Source organism: Streptomyces sp. NPDC102279 (assembly GCF_044766365.1).
Taxonomy (GTDB): Bacteria; Actinomycetota; Actinomycetes; order Streptomycetales; family Streptomycetaceae; genus Streptomyces.
Map to the genome: position 1 here is coordinate 297,566 of NZ_JBIWLU010000006.1, position 15,867 is coordinate 313,432.

General features: G+C 73.0%; 15 protein-coding genes. 6 read left to right on the forward strand and 9 right to left on the reverse strand.

The genetic code is table 11. The features are described 5' to 3' along the window. Positions 1-62: 62 nt before the first annotated feature. Entirely contained in the window at positions 63-578 is a 516-nt protein-coding gene (locus ACIRQH_RS16895; protein ID WP_404226419.1) for an ATP-binding protein, read from the forward strand. Between the two features lie 62 nt (positions 579-640). Here ACIRQH_RS16895 and ACIRQH_RS16900 read toward each other — a convergent pair whose 3' ends face one another. Genes ACIRQH_RS16900 through ACIRQH_RS16910 form a run of 3 tightly spaced genes read right to left on the reverse strand, consistent with a single transcriptional unit; the run spans position 641 to position 4,259 of the window. Beyond that, complete coding sequence (locus ACIRQH_RS16900; RefSeq protein ID WP_404226421.1) at positions 641-3,202, reverse strand: ABC transporter permease; 2,562 nt, start codon at positions 3,200-3,202, stop codon at positions 641-643. After that, complete coding sequence (locus ACIRQH_RS16905; RefSeq protein WP_358820476.1) at positions 3,199-3,957, reverse strand: ABC transporter ATP-binding protein; 759 nt, start codon at positions 3,955-3,957, stop codon at positions 3,199-3,201. Before ACIRQH_RS16905 ends, ACIRQH_RS16900 begins: the two co-directional genes overlap by 4 nt. After that, the gene (locus ACIRQH_RS16910; RefSeq protein WP_356174870.1) at positions 3,954-4,259 is read right to left on the reverse strand and encodes an SHOCT domain-containing protein; all 306 of its coding nucleotides are present in this window, start codon (positions 4,257-4,259) and stop codon (positions 3,954-3,956) included. The genes ACIRQH_RS16905 and ACIRQH_RS16910 overlap by 4 nt, the downstream gene beginning before the upstream one ends. Before the next feature lie 231 nt (positions 4,260-4,490). Here ACIRQH_RS16910 and ACIRQH_RS16915 point away from each other — a divergent pair, with 231 nt between their 5' ends. From ACIRQH_RS16915 to ACIRQH_RS16925, 3 genes are read left to right on the forward strand one after another with little or no spacing between them, the layout of a single operon-like run. Further along, positions 4,491-5,069 carry a TetR/AcrR family transcriptional regulator gene (locus ACIRQH_RS16915; RefSeq protein WP_358820474.1) on the forward strand — a complete coding sequence of 193 codons (579 nt, stop codon included), beginning with the start codon at positions 4,491-4,493 and terminating at the stop codon, positions 5,067-5,069. A 10-nt stretch (positions 5,070-5,079) separates the two neighbouring features. Continuing rightward, complete coding sequence (locus tag ACIRQH_RS16920; protein WP_388933434.1) at positions 5,080-5,664, forward strand: DUF4865 family protein; 585 nt, start codon at positions 5,080-5,082, stop codon at positions 5,662-5,664. Continuing rightward, on the forward strand, positions 5,661-6,581 hold the full coding sequence (locus ACIRQH_RS16925) for a phosphotriesterase (RefSeq protein WP_388870364.1): 921 nt from the start codon (positions 5,661-5,663) through the stop codon (positions 6,579-6,581). Before ACIRQH_RS16920 ends, ACIRQH_RS16925 begins: the two co-directional genes overlap by 4 nt. Before the next feature lie 19 nt (positions 6,582-6,600). On the opposite strand, the gene ACIRQH_RS16930 is transcribed toward ACIRQH_RS16925, so the two are convergent. Continuing rightward, complete coding sequence (locus ACIRQH_RS16930) at positions 6,601-7,839, reverse strand: ROK family protein (RefSeq protein WP_358820471.1); 1,239 nt, start codon at positions 7,837-7,839, stop codon at positions 6,601-6,603. 153 nt (positions 7,840-7,992) lie between these two features. Continuing rightward, complete coding sequence (locus tag ACIRQH_RS16935; RefSeq protein ID WP_404226583.1) at positions 7,993-8,649, reverse strand: alpha-ketoglutarate-dependent dioxygenase AlkB family protein; 657 nt, start codon at positions 8,647-8,649, stop codon at positions 7,993-7,995. A 59-nt stretch (positions 8,650-8,708) separates the two neighbouring features. Between ACIRQH_RS16935 and ACIRQH_RS16940 the strand changes: the two genes are divergently transcribed. Then, the gene (locus ACIRQH_RS16940; protein ID WP_358820470.1) at positions 8,709-9,863 is read left to right on the forward strand and encodes a methyltransferase; all 1,155 of its coding nucleotides are present in this window, start codon (positions 8,709-8,711) and stop codon (positions 9,861-9,863) included. Here ACIRQH_RS16940 and ACIRQH_RS16945 read toward each other — a convergent pair. Further along, on the reverse strand, positions 9,853-10,626 hold the full coding sequence (locus tag ACIRQH_RS16945) for a helix-turn-helix domain-containing protein (protein WP_404226424.1): 774 nt from the start codon (positions 10,624-10,626) through the stop codon (positions 9,853-9,855). The two genes, ACIRQH_RS16940 and ACIRQH_RS16945, sit on opposite strands and share 11 nt — an antisense overlap. Before the next feature lie 226 nt (positions 10,627-10,852). Here ACIRQH_RS16945 and ACIRQH_RS16950 point away from each other — a divergent pair, with 226 nt between their 5' ends. Beyond that, positions 10,853-12,268: an FAD-dependent oxidoreductase gene (locus tag ACIRQH_RS16950; RefSeq protein ID WP_388933431.1), complete on the forward strand. Its 1,416-nt coding sequence runs from the start codon at positions 10,853-10,855 to the stop codon at positions 12,266-12,268. A gap of 77 nt (positions 12,269-12,345) precedes the next feature. Here the strand turns inward: ACIRQH_RS16950 and ACIRQH_RS16955 are convergent, their stop codons facing one another. From ACIRQH_RS16955 to ACIRQH_RS16965, 3 genes are all read right to left on the reverse strand, one after another. Further along, positions 12,346-13,575 (reverse strand): MAB_1171c family putative transporter, encoded by a 1,230-nt coding sequence (locus ACIRQH_RS16955; protein WP_404226426.1) that lies wholly within the window; start codon positions 13,573-13,575, stop codon positions 12,346-12,348. Between the two features lie 478 nt (positions 13,576-14,053). Next, entirely contained in the window at positions 14,054-14,917 is an 864-nt protein-coding gene (locus ACIRQH_RS16960) for a ketose-bisphosphate aldolase (RefSeq protein WP_388870376.1), read from the reverse strand. Between the two features lie 34 nt (positions 14,918-14,951). Further along, positions 14,952-15,833, reverse strand: coding sequence for an SIS domain-containing protein (locus tag ACIRQH_RS16965; RefSeq protein ID WP_404226428.1), 882 nt, complete (start codon positions 15,831-15,833; stop codon positions 14,952-14,954). Between the last annotated feature and the right edge of the window lie 34 nt (positions 15,834-15,867).

The window sequence follows — 15,867 nt, forward strand, 5'->3', positions numbered from 1 at the left end:
CAGCCACCCTGCTGGATCCGATCTCCGTCTTCTTCCGGACCTCAATTCGGGGAGTCGCAGCCGTGATCAGCCAGCCAAGCAGGCATTGCACGGTGGAGCTCCAAGCCCTGCCGTCGCGGATCGGCCAGGTCCGCAGAATCGTCTCTGCACAATTGCGTTACTGGCATCTGGACCCCTTGATAGACCGGGCCGCGCTCGGAGTCACCGAGCTGCTCACCAACGTGCACCTGCACGCCCAGCCCGACAAACAGTGCACCGTGAAGATCGAGCTGCTGCTCGACACCCTCACGGTCTCGGTGCGCGACCACGACCCGCGACTTCCCGAGGTGCGGGAGGCGGACACCGGCGCGACCTGCGGACGCGGCCTCGCCATGGTCGCCGCGGTGAGCGAGAACTGGGGCGCGCGGCCCGACGGCGAGTCGGGCAAGGTCGTCTGGTTCACGCTCTTGGCGAAGGCGCCCGTGGTGCCGTCCACGCTCCGCGCGCCGTACGAGATCTCCCGCGAGGCACCGCTGCGGCAGACCGTCGACGTGCTCATGCCGGAACATGCTCCCGCCCGGTCGGCCGTTGCCGGCTGACCGGGCGGTGACCCCCGTCGCGTACGCCGCTCCGTCAAGGACGTCGTACGGGTCCGGACGCTTCACTCGGTGGCGATGGCGCGCAGTACGTCCAGTCGCGCCGCCCGCCGAGCCGGACGCAGCCCCGCGAGAGCCCCGGCGGCGAGGCCCACCAGGGCCACCACCACGAGCCGGAGCGGCGGTACCGCGAAGGCGAACGCCGTGTCGGACACCCCGTCGGAGGCCTCGACAAGAACCCAGCCGAGGAAGGCACCGAGGGCGAGACCGCCCGCCGTGCCGAACGCGGCGACGAGGACCGACTCCCAGCGGACCATGGCGCGCAGCTGTGCCCGGGTCTGTCCGACGGCCCGCAGCAGTCCGATCTCCCGCGTGCGTTCGTGCATCGCGAGCGTCAGCGTGTTGGCGATGCCCAGGAGGGCGATGAGGACCGCGAGGGCGAGCAGGGCGTAGACCAGGGTCAGCATCATGTCGATGCCGCCCGCGGAGGACTGCGCGTACTCGTCTCGGGTCTGCACCTCGGGGTTGCCGTAGCGCTCGGCGACCTGTCGCACGGCGGCCTTGCCCTGCGCCGTGCTCACTCCGCCCTTCAGGGAGACGGCCACGAGCGTGTCGGAGTCCTGGGTGCGGTGCGGGGCCCAGGCCGCGCGGGTGATGACGTACTCGCCCGCGAGTTCCGACTGTCCGTAGACGGCGCGGACGGTGAAGTCCTTCTCCCGCCCGTCGGTGAAGGTGAGGCGGGCCGTGTCGCCGGTCACCAGGTGCTGCCGGTCGGCCTCCTTACGGGTGATGGCGATGCCGTCGGCACCGAGGCCGCTCAACGAGCCCCGCACCTGGCCGAGATCGAAGACCTTGCCGAGGGCGACCGGATCGGTGACCGTCAACGCCTCCCCGCTGCCGTTGACTTCGGCGACGCCCTTGCCGAGCCCGACGGCGTTCTCGACCACCGGCACCCGCGCGACGGCGGGGGCCAGCCGGGGGCTCAGCCCGCTGCCGCCCGCGCCGAAGGAGGGCGCGCTGACGGCGATGTCGCCCGCAAAGGAGCGGGAGACCGTCTGGTCCATGGTGGCCTTGAGCGAGGCGCCGAACACGGTGAACAGCGAGACGACGGCGACGCCGATCATCAGGGCGCCTGCCGTGGCCGCCGTGCGCCTCGGGCTGCGCAGCGCGTTGCGCCGGGCGAGTGCGCCGGTGACACCGCGCAGCCTGGCGACGGGTGCGCCGAGGACGCGTACGGCGGTGCTGGACGCGACGGGACCGAGGACGACGAAGGCGGCGAGGGCGAGCACCGCGCCGAGGCCGGCGAGCCAGAGCGAGGGGGTCAGCAGGACGCCGGTCAGGGTGACGGCCATGGCGAGGGCCGACAGCCCCCCGCCGGTGATCGCGCGTCCTCGGGAGGCGCCGGACTCGTCGACTGCGGTCTCCCGCAGGGCGGCGAGCGGAGCGGTGCGTCCGGCCCGCGCGGCGGGCAGCAGCGCGGAGGCGAGGCAGACCACGACGCCGACGACGAGCGGCAGCAGCATGGACAGACCGCTGATCACCAAGTCACCGTCGGGGAAGGGGAATCCGATGGCCGGGAACAGCGCCTGGAGTCCGGCCGCGATCCCGACGCCACCGGCGATTCCGACGGCGGAGGCCGTCACGGCGACGACGGTCGCCTCGGCCAGGGTCGACGCGGTGATCTGTCGGCGTGAGGCACCGAGAGCACGCAACAGTGCGTTCTCGCGGGTGCGTTGGGCGACGACGATGGCGAAGGTGTTGTGGATGGAGAAGGTGGCCACGAGGAGCGCGATCCCGGAGAAGACGAGCAGCAGCGTGGTGAAGATCGTCAGGAACCGGCTGGAGATCATGTCGGTGTTCTCCTGCGCGGACTCCTGTCCGGTTATGGCCTCGACTCCCTCGGGCAGCACGGGAGTCAGGCGGGTGACGAGGTCGTGCTGGCCTACTCCCGGACCGGCCCGCACCCGGATGCTCGCGGCCTCGCCGGGCTTCGGGGTGAGGTACCGCTCGGCGTCCGCCTGGGTCATGCCGGTGAACGTCACCTGCGCCATGCCGTCCTCGCCGCCGAAGGTCGTGAGGCCCACGATCGTCACCCGGACGGGATCGGGGGTGCGCAGGACCGTCGTGTCACCGATCCTCAGGTCGCCCTTCTTCGCGGCGCCCCGGTTGACGACGACCTCGCCGGACCTCGCGGGTGCCCTGCCCTCGGCGAGGCGGTAGGCGTTGAGTTCCGGGTCGTCGATCCAGTTGCCCGCGAGGGTGGGCGGTCCCTGCCCGCCGACGGGCTTGCCGTCGGCGCCGACCAGTTGGCCCGCGCCCTGGATGTCGGGCACCGCGGCGGCGACCCCGGGAGCCCGCTCGATCGTCCGCACCAGGTCGGTGCCGACGGGGCTGCGCACGCCCTGGCTCTCGCCCGGCGCCGTGATGGTCGCGGCGCTGCGGACGACGGCGTCGGTACCCTTGGTCGCGTTGCCGAACATGGTGTCGAACCCGGCGCGCAGGGTATCGCCCATGACGAGCGTGCCGGCCAGGAACGCGACGCCGAGGAACACCGCGAAGAACGTGCCGGCGAAGCGCCGCCGGTGGGCGCGCAGCGACGAGACGCTGAGGCGCAGTGCGGCGTTCATGCCGGGGCCGCCGTTCCGTCGAAGGCCTTCATACGGTCGAGGACCCGGTCGGCCGTCGGGTTCTCCATCCGGTCGACCAGACGTCCGTCGGCGAGGAAGACCACCTCGTCTGCGTGTGCGGCGGCGACCGGGTCGTGCGTGACCATGACGACCGTGCGGCCGGTCCGGCGCACCGTCCGGCCGAGGAGGTTCAGGACCTCTCCGCCGGATCGGGAGTCGAGGTTGCCGGTGGGTTCGTCGGCGAAGACGACATCGGGCCGGCCGGCGAACGCCCGTGCCACGGCGACGCGTTGCTGCTGTCCGCCGGAGAGCTGACTTGGCCGGTGGTGCAGCCGGTCGCGCAGGCCGACGACGTCGACGAGCGAGTCGATCCACTCGCGGGAGCCGCCGGTGCCGGCCAGGTCCAGGGGCAGGGTGATGTTCTCCGCGACGGTGAGGGTCGGGATCAGGTTGAAGGCCTGGAAGACGAACCCGACGCGGTCGCGGCGGAGCAGGGTCAGGCGGCGGTCGTCCAGGGTGCCGATCTCGGTGTCGCCGATGTGGGCCGTTCCCGAGGTGAGGGTGTCCAGGCCCGCGGCACAGTGCATGAGCGTGGACTTGCCGGACCCGGACGGGCCCATGATCGCGGTGAAGCGGCCGGCCGGGAAGCCGACGCTCACCCCGTCGAGGGCCCGGACGGCCGTGTCGCCGCTGCCGTACACCTTCACGGCCTCGGTGACCCGGGCCGCGTCGCGGGCGGTGGTCTCGGCGGTCATGCCGCACCGCCCTTGCCCGTGCGGCCGAACTGCTCGTCGAGGACGGACAGCCGGCGCCAGTACTCGTCCTCGTCGATCTCCCCGGAGGCGAAGCGCCGGCCGAGCACGGCGACCGGCGAGTCGCCCGTCGGGCGGGGGTCACCGGGGCCGAAGCCGCCCACGGCCCGCCACGGTCCACGGCGGCCACGCCAGGCGGTGCGCCGCAGGACGGTCACGACGCCGATCACGACGGCCGCCCAGATCAGCGGGAAGAACAGGATCCACGGGCCGGGGCCGCCGTCCCAGTTCGCCAGGGTCTGCATCTCGGGTCATCTCCTCGGTGGGACCGCGCTGTCGCGCGGGATCTGCTGATGCTTCGAGACTCGCTCCGCGAGGGGGTCCGAGTCGTCGTACGGCCAGCGGCCGTCGGCGTACCTCCGCGGGAGTACCTGCGGCGCCCGCGGCTGCTCCGCACGACTGCCGCCCGCGCCGGGACCCGGTGGATCCGCCTTCCGACCTGGACCGCTGTACCTACTGGTATGTACAGTGCAGGCATGGACACTGCGGACCGGCTGATCGAATCCACGCGGGAGCTGTTGTGGGAGCGCGGATACGTGGGCACCAGCCCCAAGGCGATCCTGGAGCGCGCCGGGGCCGGTCAGGGCAGCATGTACCACCACTTCCGCGGCAAGCCCGACCTGGCGCTCGCCGCGATCCGCCGCACGGCGGCAGGGATGCGGGCCGCCGCCGAGGCCGTACTCGACGCGCCCGGCTCCCCGTTCGAGCGCATCGAGGCCTACCTGCGCCGTGAGCGGGACGTCCTGCGCGGATGTCCGGTGGGGCGGCTCACGATGGATCCCGACGTGATCGCCGACGCCGCGCTGCGCGCACCGGTCGACGAGACGCTCGACTGGCTGCGCGGACGGCTGGCCGCACTCGTCGAAGAGGGCAAGGAGCAGGGGCAGTTCGCGCCCGCGCTCGACGGCGGCGACATCGCTGCGACGATCCTCGCGACCGTCCAGGGCGGCTATGTGCTGGCCCGCGCCTCCGGCTCCCCGGCCGCCTTCGACGCCGGGGTCCGGGGGCTGCTCGCCCTGCTGGGCCCGGCCGCCTCCGACACCGCGCACGGATAAGGACACCGCCATGCACGCCATGCAGTACGAGATCACGCTCCCCGCCGACTACGACATGACCGTCGTCCGCGACCGCGTCGCCCGGGTCGGTCATCTGCTCGACGCGTGGGACGGCCTCGGGTTCAAGGCGTATCTGATGCGCGAGCGCGGGGTCGACGGCTCCCCGGTCAACCAGTACGCGCCGTTCTATCTGTGGAACACCGCCGAGGGCATGAACTCCTTCCTCTGGGGAGGGCCGTTCCAGGGCCTGGTGAACGACTTCGGGCGCCCCGTCGTCCAGCACTGGACCGGACTCGCCCACGAGGAGGGCGGCGCACAGGGATCGGCGGCCGTGACAGCGGTCCGCGCCCGTCGGCCCGTCGCCGAGGGAGTGGAACTGGCGGAGGCGATGGCGGAGGCGGTGCGCGAGACCGCGCGGCTCGCGTCCCTGGACGGGGTGGTGAGCGCGGCTGCCGCCGTCGATCCGCGCCACTGGGAGATCGTCCACTTCTCGCTCTGGGCCGACGCCTCTCCCAAGGCGCCCGGCGAGGTCTTCCAGGTGCTCCATCTCTCGCAGCCGGAGCGGGAGTCGCTCCCCCGTGGACGGCAGTGGTGAGCCCGGCCGCGACCGTCCGCACGGTGCTCGGGGACCTGTCTCCCGAGACCCTCGGGGTGTGCGACGCGCACGACCACCTCTTCTTCGGCAGCCCCCGACTGCCGGGCCAGGAACTGCGGGACGCGTCCGCCGCCCGCGCCGAGCTGGCCGCGTTCCGCGAACAGGGCGGCGCCGGTGTGGTCCAGTGGACGCCGTACGGACTGGGCAGGCGCGCCGCCGATCTGCCGCTGCTCTCCCGCGACACGGGGGTGCACATCGTGGCGGCGACCGGACTGCACCAGGCAGCCCACTACGCACCGGAGTTGCTGCGCCGGCTGCGCGGCGGACTGGCCGCCCTCTTCGTCTCAGAACTCACCTCGGGCATCGGTCCGTCCGGTGTCCGTGCCGGGCTGATCAAGGTGGCGGGCGCCTTCCACGCGGTGGACGCGCACGCCCGCTGGACGATGACGGCGGCGGCCGAGGCCCACCACGCCACCGGCGCGCCGATCGCGGTCCACCTGGAGCTGGGCACCGCCGCACTCGACGTACTCGACCTGCTGTGCGGGGAGTTGGGTGTGCCGCCGCACCGCGTGATCCTGGGACACCTGAACCGTTCGCCGGACTTCGTGGTCCAGCGCGAGGCCGCCGAGGCGGGCGCCTACCTGGCGTTCGACGGCCCTTCCCATGCCAACCACGCCACCGACTGGCGTATGCCGGACGCCGTACACGCCCTGGCCGAAGCCGGGTTCGGAGAACGCCTGCTGCTCGGTGGCGACACGACGACCGCGGCGGCCCGGTCGGTCGACGGCGGCCCGGGTATGCCGTATCTGCTGCGCCGCGTCCGCCCCCGGCTCGAACACGCCCTGGGAAAGGACCTGGTGGACCGGATCCTGACCGGCAATCCGGCACGCGCCTTCGGCGTTGCCTGGCGTTCCTGAGCGGGGCGACGGCCGGCGGTCAGGCGGACAGGGCCGTCAGCGGGTCGTCCAGGACGGGCTGCCACGCCAACTCGGCAGCGCCCACCAGGCTGTTGTGGTCCAGCGTGCAGGCGAGGATCGGCACCACACCGCTGCGGCCCCACAGACTGCGGTCGGCGACGACGGCGCGCAGCCGGTCCGGGTCGGCGTCCAGCAGGCTGCGGTGGAGGCCGCCGAGGATGATGCGGTCCGGGTTGAGGATGTTGACGAGGCCCGCCAGCCCGAGGCCGAGCCGGTCGATGAGCGCCTCGGTGGCGCGGCGCACGGACGGATCGGTGTACTCGTCGCGGATCAGCTCGTTCGACTGCTGGAGCAGCGACACCTCGGGGCCGGGGGCACGGCCCGCGGCCGTGAGGAAGGCCAACGGGTCGGCCTCGACATCGAGACAGCCGCGGCTGCCGCAGTAGCAGGGACGGCCCTCGGGGTTCACGGTGAGGTGACCGACTTCGAGGGCGAGCCCCGAACTGCCGGTGTGCAGGCGGCCGTCGAGAACGAGCGCGCCGCCGACGCCGCGGTGTCCGGTGGCCACGCAGAGCAGATCGCGGGCGCCGCGGCCCGCTCCGTGCCGGTGCTCGGCGAGCGCGGCGAGGTTGACGTCGTTGGCGGCGAACGCGGGTCCCTCGATGCCCGCCGCGCGCACCCGCTCGGCGAAGATCTGCCGGACGGGAGCTCCGGCGGGCCACGCCAGGTGCAGCGGGTTGAGAGCGAGTCCCTCGGGTTCGGCGACGGCGGACGGCACGGCGAGACCGGCGCCGACGCAGCGGCGGCCCGTTGCCCGGAGCAGCTCGGCGCCGGCCTCGACGACCGAGCCGAGCACCTTCGCCGGATCGGCGTCGACCGCCTCGCAGCCGGGCGCGGTGGCCACGATCCGGCCGCCCAGGCCGACCAGCGCGGCACGGAACCCGTCGGCGTGCACCTGCGCGGCGAGCGCGACGGGCCCGTCCTCGGCGACCTCCAGGCGATGCGAGGGGCGCCCCTGGGAGCCGGCGGCGGCGCCGGGCCGGGCGTCGACGCGGATCAGCCCCAGCGCCTCCAGCTCGGCGGCCACGGCGCCCGCGGTCGCCCGGGTGACTCCCAGCTCGGCGGTGAGCACGGCACGCGTCGGCGCACGCCCGGTGTGCACGAGCTCCAGGGCCGGTCCGAGCGCCCCGCGCCCCCGGTCGAGCCGCGTCCGCGTGTTCCCGTCCCCCGCCGTCCGGGGGCCCGCCTTGCCGTTCATGAGGGTGAGTCTCCCATGATCCGCTCCCGCGGTGGCCCGGCCGGTCACCACGGCCCGTGCGGCGCGTGGCGCCGGGCCGAGCCGGACGTCCCCGTCCACCGCTCGCCGCCCGGCCGGCCCGGCGGGCGGACTACACGGCGCCGCGGGCTCCGCTCAGAACCCGCTGACCCGGAGCGTGACGTTCAACCGGCCGGTCAGCCCCAACTCGGGCGGTGCCGTGCCCCCGTACACGCGTGGCACTCCGTGGTACGCGAGCCGTGACGCGCCGCCGAACACGAACAGGTCACCGCTGCGCAGTTCGACGTCCGTGTAGGGCCGGGTCCGGGACTCCGTGTTCCCGAACCGGAAGACGCAGGTGTCTCCGAGGCTGAGGGACACCACCGGGGCGTCGGACGACTCGTCGCTGTCCCGGTGCATGCCCATGCGCGCCTCGGCGTCGTAGAAGTTGATCAGCGCGATGTCGTACGCCGGTCCGTCGGCGCCTGGCACGCTCCCGCCGAGGGCGTCCACGGCCGCCGCGCGGGCCAGCTCTCCGAGTTCGTCGGGGAACGCCTTCACCGGGGAACCGTCACCGTCGACGACCCTGCGGGCATAGCCGTACGGGTACCAGTGCAGGCCCAGGCACACCTGCCGGGAGGTCATCGTGCCGCCGCCGGGGGTACGGACCGTGCGCAGGCCGGCCGGCGGCCTCGCCCAGGCGCGGCAGTCCTCCAGGAGCAGCCGCTGGCGGCCCGCGTCCAGCCAGTCCGGGAGGTGGACCGCGCCGGGCGCGATCTCCCGACGGCTGCGGGGGAAGAGCTCCGCGTCCATCGACATGCCTCCATCCTCGCGCAACCTCCCCCGCCTGTGTCGCTTAGCCTTGACCCACGATGACCGACCGTATGACCACCCCCTGGGGCGACCACGAGCTCGCCCGATTTCCCGAGGACCCCCGCGACCCGCTGCGCGCGTGGGACGCCGCCGACACCTATCTGCTCCGGCACCTCGCGGACAGCGGGACCGCTCTGACGGGTTCCGTCGTGATCGTCGGCGACCGGTGGGGCGCGCTCGCCACCGCGCTGTCCGCGGCCACGCCGACGCAGATCACCGACTCCCACCTGGCCCAGCAGGCGACCAGGGCGAACCTGGCGCGGGCCGGCGCCGACGAGTCGGCGGTCCGGCTGCTCACCACCCAGGACCCGCCGCCCGAGCGGATCGACGTGCTGCTGGTCCGGGTGCCGAGGAGCCTCGCCCTGCTGGAGGACCAGCTGAACCGGCTGGCGCCCGCGGTGCACGACGGGACCGTCGTGGTCGGCACCGGGATGGTCAAGGACATCCACACCTCGACGCTGCAGCTCTTCGAGCGGATCCTCGGCCCCACCCGCACCTCGCTCGCCGAGAAGAAGGCCCGGCTCATCTTCTGCACCCCGCTGCCGGGGATCGCCCGGGAGGCCAACCCCTGGCCGTACAGCTACCGGCTGCCCGAGGACATCGGAATCGTCTCCGGGCGCACGGTCGTCAACCACGCGGGCGTGTTCTGCGCCGACCGGCTCGACATCGGCACCCGCTTCCTCCTTCAGCACCTGCCGCGCAGCCGGGGCTCCGAGCGCGTCGTCGACCTGGGCTGCGGGAACGGAGTGGTCGGTACGGCGATCGCGCTCGCCAATCCGGACGCCGACGTGCTCTTCGTCGACGAGTCGTACCAGGCGGTCGCCTCGGCGGAGGCGACGTACCGGGCGAACGCCGACGGAGACGCCGAGTTCCGCGTCGCCGACGGTCTGGCGGGTGTCCCCGCCGCAAGTGTCGATCTCGTCGTGAACAACCCGCCGTTCCACTCGCACCAGGCGACGACGGACACGACCGCCTGGCGGATGTTCTCGGACGCCCGCGACGCGCTGCGGCCCGGCGGCGAGCTGTGGGTGATCGGCAACCGCCACCTGGGCTACCACCTGAAGCTGCGCCGGCTCTTCGGCAACAGTGAACTCGTCGCCGGGGACGCGAAGTTCGTGATCCTGCGAGCCGTGAAGAAGGACGTCAGCCGGTAGCGCCGCGCAGAACCCGGGGCGGGGCGCCGAGTTCACGCCGGCACGCCTTGTTGAACGCCTGCAGGTCGGGGATGCCGACGGCGGCGGCCACGGCCGGGATGGACAGGGTGGAGGCGCGCAGCAGGTGATGGGCGCGCTCCAGTCTGCGCCGGCGGATGTACGCCACGACGGTGCTGCCCGTCTCGGCGCGGAACAGCCGGGTGAGGTGGTTGTGGGAGATCCCGGCGACGCGCGCGACCTCCGGGATGGTCAGCGGGGCGGCGAGACGGGCCTCGATGTGGGCGATCGCGGTGCCGACGGCGGGGTGCGGTCCGGGTCGCGTCGCGGCGGCCGGCGCGAGGTCGGCGACGCGCCACAGTGCGGCCCAGATCTCCGCCCGGGTGCGGTCGGGCTCCGCCGGGGCCGCCGCGACGGCGTTCAGCAACAAGGCCGAGAGCAGGGGTAGTCCGGGGCCGGCGTCCTGCACGACGGGAACGGTCCTCGGTGGGCCCGTGGGTGTGATCCGCAAGTGCGCGTAGAGGTGTTCGGAGCGACCCCGGTAGCGGAAACGGACCGTGGCACCGGGCGGCACGAGGCTGACCCGGCCGGGCCGGACGACGTGCACCGTGCCGTCGACGGTCAGCTCGGCCTCGTACCGGTAAAGATGCAGTTGCCACAGCTCCGGCAGCCGGAACACGTCCGTGGCACTCGCGACACCGTGCACACCGACGCCGACACCGGCCACGCCGGGCGGCTCACGGAGGTACAGCTCCGTCTCGCGCACGGGGGAAAAGTACCAGTGGCGGTCCGGGGCAACCCGGGCGGCATCGGTCGCGGGAACCACCCACGCCGCCCGGTCGCCCTGCCGTTTCCCCACGTAAGGGGCAACCCCGCGCTTCGCGGTGGCAGGCGGCGCTCCTCCGCTCCGACTGAACCGGTGCACTTTCCGATCTCCGATGAACATGGACTCGCGCGAACGTAGGGTGAGTTCGCCCACTCATGCAACGTCCATGACAACTAGGGGAACCATGTCGCGCCGTGCTGTCGTCATCGGGGGGAGCGTGGCCGGGATGCTCGCCGCCGCGGCCCTGTCCAGGTCCGTGGACGAGGTGACCGTCGTCGACCGCGACGAACTCCCGGACGGGCCACGGCCGCGCAGGCGACTCCCGCAGGCACGGCACGCGCACATCCTGCTGCCCAGCGGCCGCGCGGCCATCGAGGAACTCCTTCCCGGGACCGACATCCGCAAGCAACTGCTCGCCGCGGGTGCGCGCGAGCAGTCCCTCACCGGCATGCTGGGCCTCGGCCCGCAGGGCTGGTTCCGGCGGTGGCCGCAGGTGACCGACGAGCTGCTGCTGACCTGTTGCAGCCGTGACCTGCTCGACTGGACGATCCGTGACGCCGTGCTGAGGACCACCCGGGTCACGGTGCGCCAGGGCGAAGCGGTGGCCCTGCTGGGCGACGCCGGGCGCGTCACGGGTGTACGCGTCGTGGCGGGCGGCGACGAGGAGGAACTGGACGCCGACCTCGTCGTCGACGCGAGCGGCCGGGGCTCACGGGCCGAGCAGTGGCTCGAGACGCTCGGGGTGACGGGGACACCCAGCGACGACGTCGACTCGGGTCTCGTCTACGCCAGCCGTGTGTTCCGCATCCCGCCGGGTGCGGAGACCATTCCCCTGACCCAGGTCGGGGCGGACCCGGTCGACAACCTGCCGGGACGCTCGGGAACCCTCGTGCCGATCGAGGACAACCGCTGGCTGGTCAGTCTCGGAGGCACGCGGGGCGGTGAACCCACCGCGGATCCGGAGGAGTTCACGCGCTTCGCCCTGGATCTGCGGCATCCGGTCATCGGGCGGCTGATCTCGCGCGCCGAGCCGCTCGGCGAGGTGTCCCTCAGCCGCAGCACCCGCAACCGACGCCGTAGCTTCGAGAAGGCGGCCCTGCCCGAGGGGCTGGTGATCCTCGGCGATGCCGTCGCCACCTACAACCCCGTCTACGGACAGGGCATGTCCGTCGCCGCACTGGGCGCGCTGGCCCTGAGCCGCCGGCTTCAGGACGCCGACCTCGCCGCACCCGGCTTCGCCCGCGGAGTCCAGCGCGACGCCGCCCGGTCCGTCGCGGCCGCCTACGCGTTGAGCACCTCGCAGGACCAGTGGTTCCCGGACGTCATCGGCAAGGCCCCGACGCTCGTGGACCGGATCCTCAGCCGCTACATGGGCCGGATGGCGCGCGTGGCCACCACCTCGTACGAGGTGTCCGCCGCCATGTGCGCGGTCACCACTCTGCAGGCCGACGCGAGCCGTCTCGTCCACCCGCGTCTCCTGCTCGCGACCCTCAAGGGGCCCGTCCTGGAACCTCTGTCGGGGCCACCGCTGACGCCCGAGGAGAGTGCCTTCCTCGACGGCGTCGACGCCTCCGGCGCCTGACGGCGAGGCGCCGCGCCGGTCCCCGCCGCGGCGCCTTCCGGTCGGACCCTGCGAACCGCCGGCGAAGCCGGGCCCGTTCAGGGCTGACGCACCGTGGTCCTCCGTGACTGGACCGCGGCGTCGACGATGGGGGTGCGCACGGCCCTGGACAGGCTCAGCAACGACGGCTGCCCCGTGTCCAGCGCCCCTGTTCCGGTGCCGGAACGTCTCATGAACGCGCTCACCGACACCACCACGTCGATGTCGCCGACCGTGATTCCGACCGTGCCGGTCTCCGCGGCACGGGACGGGGCCTCGGCCAGCGCGGCGACGGCGACCATCGCGGCCATACCGATGACTTCGGCGTCCGCGGCACGGAATCCGGCGGCGAGCGCCTCCCGGTAGGCGCATCGCCGGACCTGGTCGTCGAGTTGACCGGCGAGCCGCTTGAGTCCGTCCCGGATGGCTGTCTCCCGGGCGGTGAGCCGCAGATCGACGTCACCGACGGTCCGCCACGACAGGGGCGCGACGAAGCGCCGGCCACCGGTGGGCCCGGCCAACAGCCGGAACAGCGGGCGCAGGCGGACGAAGGTGATGGCCGAGTCGACGCGCGGTCCGACGACGGGAAGGATGTAGCCCGCCGACACCAGGCACGCGCCGACCGCCACCAGGGGTGCGACGCTGGTGCTGAGGCCGTCCCAACGGTGCCCGAGCCAATGAGCGGTCAGGGCGACGAACTTGACGACTCCGTAGGCGCTGGTGAAGAGCCAGCCCACGACGAGCAGGGCCAACGACCTGCGGGCCCAGCGTCTGACCTGCCTGGTCCAGCGCCAGCACAGCACGGTCGTCGTCACCGCGGCCACCAGATGGGCCGCCAGGTAGAGCACGATCATCTCGCGGATGAACGGCGTCGCGGCGTAGTAGGTGTCGAAGTCCGCGCGGCGCTCGACAGGGGTGTCGCCCAGTGCGAACAGGACGCCCTGGGCCGCGATCACCCCCAGGTAGCTGAACAGCCAGGCGCGGGCGGTGCGGCGCACCCGGACGGGATCGGTGCCCCGCCAGTGCACGATGAGGATGAGGGATGCCGCGCTGAAGGCGGTCACCGTCGCATAGGCGAGGGGTGCCGCGACGTTGGGTATCCCCGTCAGACCGTTGACCAGGGCCACGGTGGGCGGCGCGCCGAGTACGAAGCAGAGTCCCGACAGGAGGATGACGGCGCAGAAGGACTGCTTGAGGGGGTCTCTCCTGTGGCGCCACAGGTCGGGCAGCTGAGCCGCGAGCCCCGTCCAGAGGATGGCGGCGGCGAGGTAGTAGATGAGTCCGCTCACGTCAGCCCACTGACCCTGGCCGTGCGGCGACTTCACGCGTCCCGCGATCCAACGTCCCTTCGGAAGCCGCCGGTTCACTGCCGCCATCGGCGCGCAAGTGTCCCGCACCCCCCGCCGATGTGCGGAAACCAGCCACGAGCCGGTCGGTCGACGCCGCAGTCGCGCGCTGGGTCCGGTGTCGGCTCCGCCCTCTACGAATCACCGCCAACTCCTGCTCCTCGCGTCAACGGGGTATGGGGACGCCTGCCCGAGAGGCCTCCAGAAGGGTGCCTCACGCGCGAGCCTGCCGTGCCCTTTCGGCCTTCTCTCATACTTGTTCACACTAGCCACGTTGTCACCCACGCGAACGGCCGCATGCGGAACTCGGTCCGGGCCGGGCACGCGAAAGGGCCTCCCGCGCGGCTCGTGGTGGATCGTCACCCGAGCGGCGGGAGGCCCTGCTTTCGTGTTCGTCGCCCGTCAGGGCGCCGTGCGTCGCCTATCCGTCGAGGGAACCCCGCAGAACGCCGATGAGTCCGGCCACCGTCCGCGCCATGGCCTCCCGCCCCACGCTGAGGTACTTCCGTGAATCCACGGCCTCGGGGTGCGCGGCGAGGAACTCCCGGACGGCGGCGGTCATCGCGATGTTCAGCGCGGTGCCGACGTTGACCTTGGCGATGCCGCCCTCGACGGCCGCCCGCAGTTCGCCGTCCGGCACCCCTGAGGAGCCGTGCAGGACGAGCGGGACGCCGAGCGACGCGCTCAACCGCTTGAGCAGGCCGTGGTCGAGAGCGGCCGTGCGGGTGGTCATCGCGTGCGAACTGCCGATGGCCACGGCGAGGGCGTCGACCCCGGAGTCGCCTACGAAGGCGCGGGCCTCGCCGGGTTCGGTGCGGGCGCCCGGTGCGTGCGCGTCACGCGGCGGCTCGCCGTTCTTGCCGCCGACCTCACCCAACTCGGCTTCGATCCACAGCCCTTGGGCGTGGGCCCAGTCGGCGGCGGCCCGGGTCGCGGTGAGGTTCTCCTCGTAGGGCAGGCGGGACGCGTCGTACATCACGGAGCTGAACCCGGCTCCGGGCGCCTGCCGCAGCAGGTCGTCGCTCTGCACGTGGTCGAGGTGCAACGCGACGGGGATCGCGGCGCGTTCGGCGGCTGCGGTGGCGGCGCGGGCCAGCGGGAGCAGCCGGCCGTAGCGGTAGGTGACGACGTTCTCGCTGACCTGGAGGACGACGGGCGCGTCGGCCGACTCGGCTCCCGCGATGACGGCCTCGACGTGCTCCAGGGTGATGACGTTGAACGCGGCGACGGCGGTCCGCGCCGCCGCGGCCCGGGCGACCAGCTCACCGGTTGCTGCGAGGGGCACAACTCCTCCTTCTCGGTGGGTGAGTGGGTGAGCGTCAGTTGCTCAGGATCACCGAGCGGGTGAGGTGACGCGGCTGGTCGGGGTCGAGGCCCTTGGCCGCGGCGACGGCCACGGCGAGGCGCTGGGCGCCGACGAGTTCGGCGAGCGGATCGAGTCCGCCGCCGACCCACAACGCGCCGGTTTCCCGGACCTGTTCGGCCAGGCCGTCGGGTGCCTCACCGAGCATCCAGGTGGCGGTGCCGCGGGTGGTGACGCTGATGGGGCCGTGGCGGTACTCCATCGCCGGGTAGGCCTCGGTCCAGGCGAGGGACGCCTCCCGCATCTTGAGCCCGGCCTCGTTCGCGAGGCCGACGGTCCAGCCGCGGCCGAGGAAGGTGAACTGCGCGCAGTCGACGAGCCCTTCGGGCAACGGCGTCTCCAGCGCGGTGCGCGCGTCGGCGACGACGGCGTCCGTGTGCAGGCCGAGGTGGGCCCGGAGCAGGGTGAGCGCGGTGGTCGCGAACCGCGTCTGCACGACGGACCGCTCGTCGGCGAAGTCGAGCACGACGATGTCGTCCGCCGCTTCCATCACCGGGGTGTGCGGGTCGGCGGTGACGGCGGTCGTACGGGTGTGTCCGCGCAGGCGACCGAGAAGCTCCAGCACCTCGGTGGTCGTCCCGGAGCGGGTGAGGGCGATCACGCGGTCGTAGAAGCGGCCCCCCGGGTACTCCGAGGCGGCGAAGGCGTCCGTCTCGCCCTGCCCGGACCCTTCCCGCAGCGCGGCCACGGCCTGCGCCATGAAGAAGGAGGTGCCGCACCCCACGATCGCGACCCGCTCCCCCGCCGCGGGCAGCGCGGCCCCGTGTCCGGCCGCCTCTTGGGCGGCGCGGATCCAGCACTCGGGCTGGCTGCTCAGCTCGTCCTCGACATGGGTCATGCCGTACCCCTCCCACTGATGCTTGTTCCTGCAA

Coding starts and splice junctions, on each gene's coding strand:
- ACIRQH_RS16900 (WP_404226421.1), bottom strand. CDS start 3,202: ATGAACGCCGCACTGCGCCTCAGCGTCTCGTCGCTGCGCGCCCACCGG.
- ACIRQH_RS16905 (WP_358820476.1), bottom strand. CDS start 3,957: ATGACCGCCGAGACCACCGCCCGCGACGCGGCCCGGGTCACCGAGGCC.
- ACIRQH_RS16910 (WP_356174870.1), bottom strand. CDS start 4,259: ATGCAGACCCTGGCGAACTGGGACGGCGGCCCCGGCCCGTGGATCCTG.
- ACIRQH_RS16915 (WP_358820474.1), top strand. CDS start 4,491: ATGGACACTGCGGACCGGCTGATCGAATCCACGCGGGAGCTGTTGTGG.
- ACIRQH_RS16920 (WP_388933434.1), top strand. CDS start 5,080: ATGCACGCCATGCAGTACGAGATCACGCTCCCCGCCGACTACGACATG.
- ACIRQH_RS16930 (WP_358820471.1), bottom strand. CDS start 7,839: ATGAACGGCAAGGCGGGCCCCCGGACGGCGGGGGACGGGAACACGCGG.
- ACIRQH_RS16935 (WP_404226583.1), bottom strand. CDS start 8,649: ATGGACGCGGAGCTCTTCCCCCGCAGCCGTCGGGAGATCGCGCCCGGC.
- ACIRQH_RS16940 (WP_358820470.1), top strand. CDS start 8,709: ATGACCGACCGTATGACCACCCCCTGGGGCGACCACGAGCTCGCCCGA.
- ACIRQH_RS16950 (WP_388933431.1), top strand. CDS start 10,853: ATGACAACTAGGGGAACCATGTCGCGCCGTGCTGTCGTCATCGGGGGG.
- ACIRQH_RS16965 (WP_404226428.1), bottom strand. CDS start 15,833: ATGACCCATGTCGAGGACGAGCTGAGCAGCCAGCCCGAGTGCTGGATC.